14 protein-coding genes are annotated in these 14049 nt (G+C 62.2%); 4 read left to right on the top strand and 10 right to left on the bottom strand.

Translation table 11 applies throughout. The features are described 5' to 3' along the window. Positions 1–91 precede the first annotated feature (91 nt). Together AC1DX4_RS21215 and AC1DX4_RS21210 are read left to right on the top strand one after the other, a co-directional pair. Entirely contained in the window at positions 92–277 is a 186-nt protein-coding gene (locus tag AC1DX4_RS21215; RefSeq protein WP_464610070.1) for a hypothetical protein, read from the top strand. Between the two features lie 234 nt (positions 278–511). Further along, on the top strand, positions 512–1465 hold the full coding sequence (locus AC1DX4_RS21210) for an alpha/beta hydrolase (RefSeq protein ID WP_477222144.1): 954 nt from the start codon (positions 512–514) through the stop codon (positions 1463–1465). A 30-nt stretch (positions 1466–1495) separates the two neighbouring features. On the opposite strand, the gene AC1DX4_RS21205 is transcribed toward AC1DX4_RS21210, so the two are convergent. After that, on the bottom strand, positions 1496–2395 hold the full coding sequence (locus AC1DX4_RS21205; RefSeq protein ID WP_127411553.1) for a LysR substrate-binding domain-containing protein: 900 nt from the start codon (positions 2393–2395) through the stop codon (positions 1496–1498). A 232-nt stretch (positions 2396–2627) separates the two neighbouring features. Between AC1DX4_RS21205 and AC1DX4_RS21200 the strand changes: the two genes are divergently transcribed. Continuing rightward, complete coding sequence (locus AC1DX4_RS21200) at positions 2628–2813, top strand: hypothetical protein (protein ID WP_027051330.1); 186 nt, start codon at positions 2628–2630, stop codon at positions 2811–2813. A 185-nt stretch (positions 2814–2998) separates the two neighbouring features. Here AC1DX4_RS21200 and AC1DX4_RS21195 read toward each other — a convergent pair whose 3' ends face one another. Then, positions 2999–3610, bottom strand: a complete 612-nt coding sequence (locus AC1DX4_RS21195) for a hypothetical protein (protein ID WP_477222393.1) — start codon at positions 3608–3610, stop codon at positions 2999–3001. Between the two features lie 45 nt (positions 3611–3655). Here AC1DX4_RS21195 and AC1DX4_RS21190 point away from each other — a divergent pair, with 45 nt between their 5' ends. Further along, positions 3656–4594: a GlxA family transcriptional regulator gene (locus tag AC1DX4_RS21190; RefSeq protein WP_477222385.1), complete on the top strand. Its 939-nt coding sequence runs from the start codon at positions 3656–3658 to the stop codon at positions 4592–4594. A 51-nt stretch (positions 4595–4645) separates the two neighbouring features. Here the strand turns inward: AC1DX4_RS21190 and AC1DX4_RS21185 are convergent, their stop codons facing one another. The 8 genes from AC1DX4_RS21185 to AC1DX4_RS21150 all read right to left on the bottom strand — a co-directional run bounded on the left by AC1DX4_RS21185 (position 4646) and on the right by AC1DX4_RS21150 (position 14042). Next, positions 4646–5455, bottom strand: a complete 810-nt coding sequence (locus tag AC1DX4_RS21185) for an ABC transporter ATP-binding protein (RefSeq protein WP_477222143.1) — start codon at positions 5453–5455, stop codon at positions 4646–4648. After that, positions 5440–6213, bottom strand: coding sequence for an ABC transporter permease (locus AC1DX4_RS21180; protein ID WP_477222142.1), 774 nt, complete (start codon positions 6211–6213; stop codon positions 5440–5442). Before AC1DX4_RS21180 ends, AC1DX4_RS21185 begins: the two co-directional genes overlap by 16 nt. Positions 6214–6300: 87 nt before the next feature. Beyond that, positions 6301–7251 (bottom strand): ABC transporter substrate-binding protein, encoded by a 951-nt coding sequence (locus AC1DX4_RS21175; RefSeq protein WP_477222141.1) that lies wholly within the window; start codon positions 7249–7251, stop codon positions 6301–6303. A 211-nt stretch (positions 7252–7462) separates the two neighbouring features. After that, positions 7463–8311: a DUF1194 domain-containing protein gene (locus tag AC1DX4_RS21170; RefSeq protein WP_477222140.1), complete on the bottom strand. Its 849-nt coding sequence runs from the start codon at positions 8309–8311 to the stop codon at positions 7463–7465. A gap of 106 nt (positions 8312–8417) precedes the next feature. Further along, positions 8418–9236 carry a site-2 protease family protein gene (locus AC1DX4_RS21165; protein WP_477222139.1) on the bottom strand — a complete coding sequence of 273 codons (819 nt, stop codon included), beginning with the start codon at positions 9234–9236 and terminating at the stop codon, positions 8418–8420. Between the two features lie 107 nt (positions 9237–9343). After that, the gene (locus tag AC1DX4_RS21160; RefSeq protein ID WP_477222138.1) at positions 9344–11905 is read right to left on the bottom strand and encodes a GcvT family protein; all 2562 of its coding nucleotides are present in this window, start codon (positions 11903–11905) and stop codon (positions 9344–9346) included. 149 nt (positions 11906–12054) lie between these two features. Then, positions 12055–12813, bottom strand: coding sequence for an FkbM family methyltransferase (locus AC1DX4_RS21155; protein WP_477222137.1), 759 nt, complete (start codon positions 12811–12813; stop codon positions 12055–12057). Continuing rightward, on the bottom strand, positions 12810–14042 hold the full coding sequence (locus AC1DX4_RS21150) for a glycosyltransferase 87 family protein (protein ID WP_477222136.1): 1233 nt from the start codon (positions 14040–14042) through the stop codon (positions 12810–12812). The genes AC1DX4_RS21155 and AC1DX4_RS21150 overlap by 4 nt, the downstream gene beginning before the upstream one ends. Positions 14043–14049 lie beyond the last annotated feature (7 nt).

Below are 14049 nucleotides of genomic sequence, written 5' to 3'. Positions count from 1 at the left end.
TCCATCCGATACATAGCAGGCGCATTTACCCCGCATCGAACGGCGGCCGAAGATAATCCTTGGCTACCGCCGTTCTTCAAGGGAGATGAAAATGTCGATGTTTGGAAATCTCGGCCGCTTCGGTGCGACCATCAGGCAGACCCATGCCAGGAACAAGGCGATCCGCGCGCTGAACAGCCTGCCGGCGCATGTCCAGAAGGACATTGGCTGGCCGGCATCGCCGCCCAGCGACCCGCAAGCCGCGCTCACCTCGTTGCTTCTGGGTACGGCGCGCTGATGACCTTCGCCGACAAATGCAAATTGCTCGGCAAGCGCCGGGGATCTCGCACATCCCCGGCGGCAACCAGCAACCGGTTGCGCGCGGCACTTCTGCCGCGCCGCTGACGTCAGTGGCGCAGATCACAGCGGCGTGTGGACACTGCGTAAAACTTGACTTTCTCGGCCAAGGTACGATCTTCGGAAATAGTGGAGGTTTCTCTTAGTCGGCTCTTGCCGAAGTTCGTGTATCCGCATGCCAAGTTTCAAAAGCCACGTCGTGTCCTTCGTGCTCAGGTACAGCCGCAAGCAAGCGTTTTCCAGCCCGGAAAACCTGCAGCGCTGGATCGCGGCCGCGCGCAAGACCGAGGATCACCATCCGCCGGCCTCGTTGCAGCAGCGCCTGGACATCCAGACACACACCGTCGACGGTTTTCCGGTCTATGAAATCGCTCCAAGAGCCGGCGAGTACAAGCGGATCCTCTATTTGCATGGCGGCGCCTATGTGTTTGAGATCACGCCCTATCACTGGCACCTGATCGCCGACATGGCCGACCGGCTGGGCTACGGCATCACCGTGCCGATCTATCCCATCGCCCCGGAACACGATTTCCACGCCATGTTCGGCATGGTCGGCGACGTCTATCGCCAGATGCTCGACGAGACGGAAGCGGAAGACATCATCTTCATGGGCGATTCCGCCGGCGGCAATATGGCCGTGGTGCTGACCATGATGGCTGCCGAAGAAGGCTTGCCCCTGCCGTCGCGCCATGTGCTGATCTCGCCCGGTGTCGACATGTCGCTTTCCAACCCAAAGCTGTTCGAGGCTGAACGCAACGACCCCTGGCTCGGCATTCCAGGCGGCCTCGAAGCGATCCGGATGTACAGCGCCGGCATCGACCGCAGCGACTGGCACATCAGCCCGGTCTACGGTGATCTCTCCGTGCTGCCCAAGACACTGCTTCTGACGGGCTCGCGTGATCTCCTGACCCCCGACAATCTGGTCTTCGCGGAAAAGGCGCGTGCCGCCGGCGCCGAGGTCGACGTCGTCCACGAGCAAGGCATGTTCCATGTCTGGCCACTGTTCGACATGCCGGAATCGCGGCGCGCCCGCCAGCACATCGTGGCGTTTCTCAACGAGAGCCCCTCGCCGATCAGGCAAGACATGAAAACAAGGTTCGAAGCGCCCTCCGCCGACGCGGCGGAGTAGCGCTTCTGCCCTCGGTCTGATCCCGGCGGATCAGAACTTGCCGGTTTCCCGGAACACTTCGAAGGTCGCGCGGATATGGTCGGCGACGGCCTTGACCGGGGCGCTGGCGTCCGGCGCCACCACCATGGCCAGATTGTAGGTGCCGATATCGGGCATGCCGTCCTTCGGGCAGAGTTCGACCATGTCGTTGCCCAGAAACGACTTCGGCAGCGGCGCGACCGCGAGGTCGGACATGATCGCGGCGCGCTGGCCGGCCGTGTGTGCGCTCATATAGGCGATGCGGTAGTTGCGGCCTTCGCGTCCCAGCGCATCGAGCGCACCGGCCCGCCAGGCGCAGCCCTCTTCCCACAGCGACACCGGCAGCGGCTCGCGCAGATGCGCGCTACCGCCCTTGGCGCCGGCCCACACGATCGGCTCGGTCAAAAGCACCTCGGCGCCGAGCGCGCTGGTCTTGTAGGAATTGGTCAGAAGCGTGATGTCGAGCGCGCGGTCGTCCATGCGCCGGCGCAGATTACTGCTCTGGTCGATGGTGACGTCGACGGCGATCGAGGGATGCGACTGCGCGAAGCGCTTCAGCACATGCGGCAGCACGCGCTCGCCGTAATCATCCGGTGAACCGAGCCGCACCACGCCGACAATCTCGGGAATGATGAACTTCGACACAACCTCGCGGTTGATCGACAGCAGGCGCCGCGCATAACCGAGCAGCATCTCGCCATCCGTCGTCAGCGACACCGAGCGGGCGTCGCGCGCGAACACCGAGCGGCCAAGAATGTCCTCCAGCTTCTTGATCTGCATGGAGACAGCCGAGGGCGTGCGGAACACGGCATTGGCGGCGGTGGTGAAGCTGCCGGTCTCGGCAATCGCCACGAAAGTGCGCAAAACGTCGAGATCGAGCAGGGGCAGCGGATGATTGAGCGGGGCGTTCATGGGAACCGACCTTCAATTTTTCTGATACAAAGCATCATTCCATTTCGTTTGATTGAACATCAGATTGGGAGGATAGTCAACTCCATCGAAGCAGGTAGCTGCCACAAGCAGCCACGAAACGACCACGACACAGACCTGCAATCGACATGAAATGGGGTTGAAACACGCCGCGTGTAAGGCCCCACAGATCAAAGGTCGGAATATCTCCGGCCCGCCACCAAAGGAGAATGAAATGTCTATCCTGTCGTCCCTCGGTCGCATCGCGACTGAATTCAGCGCGGCACGCGCCCGCTACCAGACCGAACGCGCCATCCGCTCCCTGCCGATCGAACTGCAGAAGGACATCGGCTGGCCTGAAGCTTCCGACACCAAGTCCGGCATTCGCAACGGCGTTGGATCGTGGGCTGGAGCGAAGTAAACCGTGTGTACCAAATGCTGAAGGCCTGCCGCGCACCCAGCCCGGCAGGCCTTCTCTATTTTACCCCTTAAGCCCTCCGCACTTTATTTGTATTCAAATGAGTTTTGAAGCCATGTCGCCAACGCATGGCGCATATGAGCAAGCCGCATAGCGGCCCTGATTTCGAATTAATGCCTTGTAAACAATCATAATTTTCCAGCACGCTGCCCAAATTTGTCGCATTCGGTGTCGCATTTCATATCAAGCGCTTCGCTTTTGCGATTTAGTTTCATGCAGCACAAGCCTATATCACCTGCAGCAAACGAGCTGCCCCACTCCATAAAGCGAAGGCGACCCGTCTGAGCAACCGAATGGAGATGATCATGAAGCTTTTTGCCCGCCTCTTCGCCCGCCGCGAAATGAACCTGACCACCGCTCTTGAGCGCCAGCGCCTTGCCAACACCATGCCTGGCCAGACCGGCGCCATGGCTGCGGCGCGCCTCGGCTTCGTCGCCTGACCTTTTTTCCAGGCAGCGCCTCCCTGCCGCTGCTTTAAGACTGTAGCGCCGCCTGGCTCCAGCCACGGCGGCGTTTTTGTTTCGACTTTGTACATTTTGCCTGTCGCTTGAACAGTTGATGCTGCTCTCCGGAGCAGCGCCGCACAGCAATTGCCCATTTGCGACCCATGTCGCAAATTTTGTCTCGTCAAGGCAGCGTAGCCGATTGACAAGCAAGGTTTTTCCTGATGACGCTATGCTATTCGCGACATCCTGTTCGCGCCATGGCTGCGTGAGGTTCCCTTGAACGCCGTAAAGCATCCGATCAAGCGATCGTTTGTATTCTTCCTTGTTCCCGATTTCACCATGATCGCGTTTGCGACCGCGCTTGACCCGCTGCGCTCGGCCAACCGCATGCTTGGCTACGAGGCCTATCGCTGGCGCCTGGCCAGCATCGACGGCAAGCCGGTGCGGGCTTCGAACGGCGTCGAATGCGCGGTCAACACCTCGCTCGAGGAAGAGCGCAAGAAGATGGCCGGGCCCGAGCGGCCCAACATGGCCATCGTCTGCAGCGGCATCAATGTCGAGCGCTACCAGAACAAGTCGGCCTTCGCCTGGCTGCGCGAAGAGTACAATCGCGGCGTCGCCGTCGGCGGCCTGTGCACCGGCGCGCATATCCTGGCCGCCGCCGGCCTCTTGTCCAACAAGCGCTGCGCCATCCACTGGGAAAACCTGCCGGGCTTTTCCGAGGCGTTTCCGAAGGCCAATGTCTTTGCCGACCTCTTCGAGATCGACCAGAACATCTACACCTGCGCCGGCGGCACCGCCGCGCTCGACATGATGCTGAAGCTAATCGGCGACGATTTCGACGAGAGCCTCGTCAATCGCGTGTGCGAACAGGTGCTGACCGACCGCGTGCGCAGCCCGACCGACCGCCAGCGCCTGCCGCTGCGCGCCCGCCTCGGCGTGCAGAACTCAAAAGTGCTGACCATCATCGAGCTGATGGAAGGCAATCTCTCCGAGCCGCTGTCGCTGATCGAGATCGCCGACCATGTCGACCTGTCGCGCCGCCAGATCGAGCGCCTGTTCCGCACCGAGATGGGCCGGTCGCCAGCCCGCTACTATCTGGAAATCCGGCTCGACCGCGCCAGGCATCTGCTGATCCAGTCGTCGATGCCGGTGGTCGAGGTAGCGGTCGCCTGCGGCTTCGTCTCGGCCTCGCATTTCTCCAAATGCTACCGCGAACTCTACGCCCGCTCGCCGCAGCAGGAGCGCGTCGACCGCAAGCAGCTACTGGCGGCCTGATCCCGGGATCAAGCCTTGATCCCGGATCAAGGATCAAACCTTGATCCCAGATCAGGCCTCGGCCGGCCGCCCCTGCGCCGTCCGCATCGCCTCGACACGAATATCCTCGGTAAGCCGTGCCTTCAGGGCTGAGAATTCCGGGCTGGTCTTCAGCGTGTAATGACGCGGATGCGGCAGGTCTATGGCGACATCCGACTTGATGCGGCCGGGTCGCGCCGTCATCACGATGACGCGCGAGGCCATGAAGATCGCCTCCTCGATGTCGTGGGTGACGAACAGCACCGTCTTCTTGCGTCGCTCCCAGATGCCGAGCAGAAGCTCCTGCATCAGGCCACGGGTCTGGTTGTCGAGCGCGCCGAACGGCTCGTCAAGCAGAAGAATCTCAGGATCGTTGGCGAGCGCTCGGGCAATCGCGGTACGCTGCTGCATGCCACCGGAAAGCTGCTTCGGCCAATGGTTCTCGAATCCCTTCAGCCCGACGAGATCGACATAGGAAGCGACGATCCCGTCCCGCTCCTTTTGCGCCATGCCGCGTTCGCGCAGGCCGAAGGCGATGTTTTCTGCCACCGTCAGCCACGGGAACAGCGTGTAGGACTGGAAGACCATGCCGCGATCCGGCCCCGGCCGCGTCACCGCCTTGCCGTCGAGCAGCACACGACCCTCGCTCGGCGCCTCGAGACCGGCGACGATCCTCAGCAGCGTCGATTTTCCGCAGCCGGACGGCCCCAGAATGGTGATGAAATCATTGGCGGCGACCGCCAGGTCGACCGGCATCAGTGCCTTGACCGGCTGCCCACCGCGCACGCCGGCAAAGGTGCGCGAGACGCCCTCGACGAGAAGCTTGCTCACGCCAGGCTCCATGGAAAGAGCCAGCGGTTGAACGCCTTGAAGGCGAAATCGGACAGCAGCCCGATCAGGCCGATGACGATGATGCCGAAGATGATCTGTCCCGTCGCCAGCCGTGACTGGCTGTTGATGATCATGTAGCCGATGCCCGACGACGAGCCGATCAGCTCGGCGACGATGACATAGGTCCAGGCCCAGCCGAGCACCAGCCGCAGCGTCTCGGCGATTTCGGGCGCATTGGCCGGCATGATCACCCGTTTGACGATGCCATTGTTGGTCGAGCCCAGCGTATAGGCGGCCTCGACCAGGTCGCGCCGTGTCGACCCGACCTTGACGGCAACAATCAGGATGATCTGGAACACCGAGCCGACGAAGATGACCAGCAGCTTTTCCAGTTCGCCGATGCCGGCCCACAGGATGAGCAGCGGAATGAAGGCCGAGGCCGGCAGATAGCGGGCGAAGGAGACGAATGGCTCCAGGAACGCTTCCACCGGCTTCCAGGCGCCCATGGCGATGCCGATCGGCACGGCGACGACCGAGGCCAGCAGAAAGCCGCCGAAAACCCGCCAGATGGTGATCAGTATGTCAAGCCAGAACCGGTCCTCGACCAGCAGCCGCCAGCCATCCCTGAGCATCGACAGCGGATCGGCGAGGAAGATGCGGTTGACGTGTCCGCCAAGCGTGATCCAGGCCCAGAAGGCGACGAACAGCACGAAGAAGGAAATGCCGAGCACCGTTCGCAGGCCCGGCGAGACTGTATGCAAGGGGCGCATCTTCACATCGTCCCCATCAAATGGTCACTTGTCCAGGAGAGGACGGCGGCGCCAGGCGCCGCCGCAGGATGGGCGAAGACCGGACGATCAGTTCGCCACCGCGCTGGTGTCGGCCAGCGTGGCCACATCTGGCGCTTCCTTGATCAGCCCCATCTGCAGCAGCAGATCGCCGGCGGTCTTAGAAAAATCGGGGAATTCCTTGGCGAAGAACTGCTGGTTGTCGGCCTTGTCGGCCCATTTCAGGTACTTCGCCGAATCCTCGAATTCCTTGGCCGACTGCTTCACGTCGGCGCCCATGATCTCGTAGGATTTCTGCGGGTCCTTCTTGATCAGGTCGAGCGCTTCGAAATAGCTGTCGGCAAGCGCCTTGGCGGCGTCAGGATTGGCCTTGAGGAATTCGGGCGTGCAACCGACTGTGTCGAGCACCATCGGATAGTCGAGCGTGGTCGCCAGGATGTGGCCCTGGTCGGCCTTGTCGCGCACCGCCGAGATGAACGGCTCATAGGTGACGGCGGCATCGTTCTGGCCGGCAAGGAAGGCCTGCGCGGCCGCATCCGGCTCCAGATTGACGACGGTGACGTCCTTGGTCGACATGCCGTTCTTGTTCAGCATCCAGGCAAGCATGAAATAGGGCGAGGTGCCCGGCGCCGAGGAGGCGACGTTCTTGCCCTTGAGATCGGCGACGCTCTTGATGTCGTTGCGCACGACAATGCCGTCCGCGCCATAGGATTTGTCGAGCTGGAAGATCTGCTTGGTGGTCACCCCGCTGGCATTCCACACCAACCAGGTCTCGACGGTGGTGGCGGCGCATTGCAGGTCGCCACTGGCGATGGCCAGCGGACGGCTGGCCTGCGGCACCTTCTTCAAGGTCACGTCGAGGCCGTGCTTCTCGAAGAGGCCCGCTTGCTTGGCGAGCGTCAGCGGTGCAAAGCCGGTCCAGCCGCTGATGCCGATGGTGACCGAGGTGGCGGCCATCACCGGCGCGGACAAACCGGCGGCAAGCGTCAAAGTTGCGGCGAAAACGGCGATCCTGTTCATGTCGGTTCCCCTTTGTTTCTCTGGGCGAAATTGTTCACAGACGCCTATCGGCTTGTCAATCAACAGGAACGTGTTCGGCGGCACCCGGCAGGCTCACCTCGCCGCCGACGCTCAGCAGGGCTGAAGCCCTGCCCCTCAATAGCCTTCGAATAGCATTTGGCCGATGAGACGCGGTCGTTCCAGCCGCCGGATGCTGGACAGCGCGGTCGGCCTAGCGGCTGTCCAACATCCAGCTGCGGTTGCGCCACATCTTCTCGCCGATCTGGCAGTCGCTGGCGGGCTTGTCCTGCGCCAGCACCACGGGCGGATGATCCGCCTCCTCCGCCGCCCATAGCGGCGACGCCGGGCCGGCAAGCTCCAGCACCAACTTGCGGCGTATGGCTTCGGGAAATTGCGTCCAGTCGTTGACCGGGATCATGAACGCTCCCGGGCCACCGATGACGCAGTCGCTGTAGTAGCGGTCGAGATCGTTGACATCGTAGACGCCGGAAAACCCACCCCGGGTCATCAGCGGCAGGCCGTTGATGATGATGCCTTGCCTGACCACGCCGTCGCGGGTGAGATTGACCGGCGCGCCCTGATTGTTGGGTCCGTCGCCGGAAATATCGATGACCCGCTTGGTGCCCTGGTAGCCGCTTTCGGCGAAAAGGTCGCTGCCGAACTCCAGCGCACCGGAGATCGAGGTGCGCCGCGCGCTGTTCGGCGGCTGCGCCGACAATTGCGCCACCACCCGCTCCGCATCGGCGCGGTTGGCAATCACGGTCCACGGCACGATGACGCGTTGCCACGTGGTGCCGGCCCATTCGACATAGGTGACGGCGATCTTGCCATAGGCGCCATCGGCGATGGCCTGCAGTACGTTGTCGTGGGTGAGTGCCGCCGCGTAGCCATGACGCTGGATCTCGAGCTCGTCCGCCGACATCGACAGCGAAACGTCGACCGCCAGCACCAGTTCGACATCGACCGGCTCGTCCGCACGGGTTCCCGACGCCAGCCAGAGCGTCAGCGCCAGCGCGGCGCAGCCGGAAAAGAGATGTCTTGCGCAGGAGAAAGCAGACATGCCGTAAAGGTAAGCGAGAATCGTATTGTGGCAAAGAAAAAAGCCGTATCTGCTGGTTTCGGGACGCAACCTTCACAACGCCGGTCGGAGCTTAGCGGCACTGATACTATTTGTTGATCGGCCGTCCGCCTCTGCCGCGCCACTCCACGTCATCGTCGGCCTCGACTGGGCGCGACGGATTGGGCTTCTTCTTGCCGGTGCCGCGAAACGCTCGCCAATTCGGCTTGAACGCCGGCGGAAGCCATAGCAGGACGCCCGATATGGCAGCAGCGAGGATGACAACAAACCGCAAGATCGAGAGGACGACGCCACAGAAGCCGACGATCCGTGCTGCCGTGCCGCTTCCGAAGCGCCGTGCAAGCAGATGCCGCGCAATCGTGCTGCCATCGAGGGGATAGGCGGGAAGAATGTTGAGGATGAAGAGCGCCCCGTTCAGCAAAGCGCCAATCCAAAGTGTCCATTCCAGAAGGTTGACCGGCCCTGGAGGCGGCGAATTGAAGAGACTATCCACCTCAACGGGCGGCAACAGCGCCGCGAGGAAATAATAGGAAGCAGCGAGACCCGCTGCCAAAACGATATTCGCCAATGGACCCGCAAATGCGATCCATGCCCAACCACGCGGCGAGGCTACGCCCCGCTTGAAGTAAGCAAACCCACCAAAGAGATAGAGTTCTATCCTCTCGGTGCCGATGCCCTGTCGGCGCGCAGCCCATACATGCGCCAGTTCATGTAAAAACACCGACACGAAGAACAACACGGCAAATACGAACGTATGGATCAAGGCATCCATCGGCCGCGTCGACCACTCCCGCAGAAAAGGCAAGATAATTGGAACAGCAAAGGTCCAACTGACACGAACGGGAACGTTCCCGCTGGTCGTGAACACGAACGCATCGTTCTTCTTATCCCAGCCGAACCGTTGCAAGTGCTCTACTCCGCCCGTCACGACGGTAAGCGAGAATCATCCGGTTAAAAAGACAAAAGCCCGGCTCGAAGCCAGGCTTTTGCAATCGGTACACTCTCGGCCGAAGATCAGCTGCGCGGCTTGAGGTTCTCCGGGTCGTAGAGCGGCTTGTAGCCGACGCCGGCGACTTCGACCGGATAGGTCTCGCCGAAATACTCGACCTTGAGCTTGCGGCCTTCCTGCGCATACGAATGCGGCAGGTAGGCAAGCGCGATGTTCTTGCCGATGGTCGGGCCATAGGCGACCGAAGTGGTGAAGGAGCGGCGGCCGAGTTCGTCGACCAGCGTCTCGCCGGTGGTCGGATCCATCACCGGCATGATGCCCACGGGATAGCGGGCGACGCCCTTGGAGTCAGTGTTCTCGGTCATCACCAGCGTGCACAGCGTCGCCGGCTGATGCTCGCGGGCGCGGTATTCGACATGCTTGGCCTTACCGCAGAAATCGTTCTCCTTGACCTTCGGACGCGCCAGATCGGCTTCAAGCAGATTGTACTCGGTCAGCAGGTCGGCGTTCTGCAGCCGCAGGCTCTTTTCCATGCGGCGCGTATTGGCATAGGTCTCGACGCCGAACGGCATCACGCCGGTCGAGCGCAGCGCGTCCCAGACGGCGAGGCCATCCTCGTAGCGCATGTGCAGTTCCCAGCCCTGTTCGCCGACATAGGAGATGCGGAAAGCGGTGACATCCTTGCCGCCGATCCTGACTGGCTTGATTGCCGCGAAGGGGAAGTTTTCGATCGACAGCCCGTCCGGATTCTCGACCACCTTCTGCAGGGTCGTGCGGGCGTTCGGACCCCATATGCCGATGGTCACGTATTTCTCCGTCACATCGGTGATGGTGACATCGAAACCTTTGTCCTGCGCGGTACGCTGCATGTAGCGGAAGTCGCGCGGGCCGGCGTCGGCGCCGTCGATCAAACGACAACGATCAGCCATGCGGATGACGGTGAAGTCGGCGCGCACCATGCCTTCTTCGTCGAGGAAGTGGGTGTAGATGCCCTTGCCGATATTGTTGTCGCCGCCGACCTTGGCCGCGCACAGCCACTCCAGCAGCGCGACATGGTCGGGTCCCTCAATGTCGTACATCGAGAAGTGCGAGAGATTGACGATGCCGCAATCCTCGCTCATCGCCAGGTGCTCGGCATTGGAGACGCGCCAGAAATGGCGGTTGTCCCACTCGTTCTCACGCACGGGTACCCGGTTGCCATACTTCTCCAAAAGGTGCTCGTTGGCGGCGTAGCCATGGGCGCGCTCCCAGCCGCCCAATTCCATGAAATAGCCGCCGAGTTCTTTCTCGCGCTCCCAGAACGGCGAGCGCCTGATGTTGCGACCCTTGGAGAAGGGCTCGCGCGGATGCACCGCCGGATTGTAAACCTTCATCGCCGTCTCGGTGCAGCGATCCCAGATGAATTGTTCCTTGGTCTGGTGCGGATAGAAGCGCGCATAGTCGATGGCGTGGTGGTCGATCGCCGTGCGGCCGTCGGTCATCCAGTCGGCGATCAGCTTGCCCATGCCGGGGCCGTCCTTGACCCAGATGGCGACGGCATACCAGAGACCCCGCACCTTCTGGCTCTCGCCCATCGACGGGCCGCCATCGGCCGTCACTTGTAGCAGGCCGTTGAAGGAATGGCTTTCGTTGTAGCCGAGTTCGCCCAGGATCGGCGTCAGTTCCATGGCGCGTTCGAGCGGCGCCAGGATCTGCTCCATGTCGAGGTCGCGCTGCGAAGGCGACAGCCGCGCCTCATGCTTTTCCAGCAGATCGCGCGGATGGCAAAGGCGCGGATTGTTTTCTTCGTAATAGCCCCACTCGATCTGGCCGCCCTCGGCGGTCTTGGGATCGCCGGTATCGCGCATATAGGCGGAATTACCCTGGTCGCGCAGCAGCGGCCAGCCGATCTCCTTGCCGGTGCCGGCGAACTCATTGTAGGGGCCGAAGAAAGTCAGCGGATGGTCGATCGGCATGACCGGCAGGTCTTCGCCGACCATTTCCGCGATCAGCCGGCCCCAGATGCCGGCGCAGACGATGACATAGTCGGCCTCGATGGTGCCGCGGTCGGTCACCACGGCTGATATGCGGCCGTCCTTGACGACGAGCGACCTGGCCGACGTGTTGGCGAAGGATTTCAGCTTGCCCGACGCTTCCGCCTGGTCAACCAGCTTGCCGGCAACGGTCTGCGAGCGTGGGATGACGAGGCCGGCGTCCGGGTCCCAGAGCCCGCCCTGCACCATGTCCTGTTCGATCAGCGGGAATTTTTCCTTGATCTCGGCCGGTTCGATCAGGCGCGCACGTGTTCCAAAGGCCTTGGCCGAAGCGATCTTGCGCTTGATCTCGTCCATGCGGCCGTCGTCGCCGACGCGGGCCACTTCGAGGCCGCCGATGCGGGCGTAGTGACCCATCTTCTCGTAGAAATCGATGGAATAAAGCGTCGTCCAGCAGGACAGGAAGTCGTGGCTGGTCGTGTAGCAGAAGTCGGAAGCATGCGCGGTCGAACCGATGTCGGTCGGGATGCCCGATTTGTCGATGCCGACGATATCGTCCCATCCGCGCTCGATCAGGTGATGGGCGATCGATGCGCCAACAATACCGCCGAGGCCAATGATGACGACCTTCGCCTTTTTCGGAAACTCTGCCATTGCCCGCGACTCCAAAGTGCTATTGCGGGCAACGTCGGCGCCCGTTTTGATCGGCGCACAATATGCAGGCGACCGGCACGACGCTACCGCCTGTTTGCGACACGCCACGGATGCGGCGCGACCCGATATGGATCAGGAAAAAGCTGGCTTCAGGCGAATGCCCAGATGTCCTCGGCCTGGAAGCCGACCTGATAGCCCGCCGTCTTCAGCTTGACCACGACCTGGCCGATCTCGGCTGCCGGCAGCGCTCCTACCTCGACCTTGATCATGCCCGGACGATAGCGCTTGAGGTCGAGCTGTTCGAAGACGATCCAGTCGGCACCTTCGCAATCGACAAGGAAGGCATCGATATGACTGATGCCGTTGCGGTCGAGCAACGTCTGCAGTGTTTCCGACGGCACTTCGATGTCCTTCAGATGCGGCGCGAATTTGTTGAAGTTGGCGTCGGCCTCACCCCAGGCATTCTTGCCCGACATCAGATTGGTATCTGTCACCGACGAGCAGCCGATGAACTCGATCGGCAGCGTGCCGGCCTCAAGAGCTGCGGCATCGAACGTGTGGACGGTGATCGTGCCCTTTGTCCTGGTGACGGCCACCGGCTCGATGATGAAGCGGTCCGTATCGGGATAGTTGGCGCGCAGCCGCTTCTGATTGTACGGGATGGGCTCGACCAGCATGGCGCGGGCGCCGGAAATCTTGTGCAGCCACGGCGTGACATCGTCGAACAGCGCGCCGTCGCAGGCGCCGACATTGACCATCTGGAACGGCTGCCCTGCCCCACCGAAGCGCGCTTTCAGCGCCGCCTTGGCCAGGAATTTCGTGCCGCGCAGCGACGGCCCGCGATCGAGCAGGCCTGAGGGAAGGCCGAGCGACAAGGCGATGCGCGCCAGGTTGGATAGCGAACTCATGGCTTGTCTCCGGGAATGATGTGCAAGGCGGCGCGATGCTGGCCGCGTGTCACCGCCGCCCACAGCGCCATGAACGGCGTCGCCAGCAGCAGGAAGGGCGGGATCAGGTGTGGAAAATAGATGCGCGTATCGTGGATCGGGAAGACCGTGAATTTGGCCAGTGCCCCCAGCACCAGCGCCGCGAACAAAATGCCGGCGCGGCGGTCGAGACGGAAGCCGGCGCGGCCGGCGGCGAACCAGCCGGCCAGTGCAAGCACCGAAACGCCGACCCAGCTGTTCAGATTGACGGCGCGCAGCAGCGATGTCGCAAACGCCTTGAGATAGGCGGTGACCGAAAACGCCGGCTCGAAGCCGTCCATATTGTAGTGCTGCTCGATGCTGGAGAACCACAGATGCGGCCACCAGCCAGGGTGCTGGGCCCAGTGCGAAATGGCGAAATAGGCGACGAAGGACGCGGCAAAGCCGGCCAGCGCACCCCATGCCTTCTGCCGGAAAGCGACCAGCAGCACCGCGAAAACGGCAAGGAAAACAATATTGTCCGGCCGCACCATGAAGGCGAGGAAGAGCAGGATCGCCGTCGCCACCTCGCGGCCTCTGATATAGGCGTAGAGCCCGCCGAGCAGCAGCGCCGACGTCAGCAGGTCCGGCGTCGAAGCCCGCGCCGCATCGCCGAAATCAGCCATGATCAGCACCGCGCCGGCCACCGGCGCCAGCGCCAAAGCCTTTTCCCTGCGCAGCCAGAGCAACGTGATCGCGCCGAAGAGCAGCACCGAAAACACCTGCACCAGGCGCATCGCCTCGACCGGCGACATCACCGCACTCAGCGTCGACAGGATCTCGGCATAGAGGAATTTGATCCGGTACATGCCGAGCAGTGAATGGAAGTCTGCGGCATTGTCCGTCATGTGGCTGCGGAAGCCGCCGCCATCGTCGGTCAGGGCCTTGTAGTCACCGGCCGAAACACCTGATTTGACGGTGCTGTAGGCATAGTCATGCAGCGCCTGCGCATCGGGATAGCTGCCTTCCTCCGATATTGCGAGATAGGGCAGCATGTCCCAGTTGGCGTCGGGCATCGCCCATGCCGTGAACGCGGTCAGAAGGATGTAGAGCGCGAAAGCCGCCGCGCCGATCGGTGCGGCCAGCCGCGCATAGGTCCCCTCGCCCCACGCCAGACCAGCCTCGGTGAGCCGGTCGAGTGGGTTTTTCGCAGCGGGAGACTTGGTCAGCATCGTTTCG

The organism is Mesorhizobium sp. P3_A8 (assembly GCF_056402995.1).
This window is presented reverse-complemented; position numbering and strand designations above follow the sequence as displayed.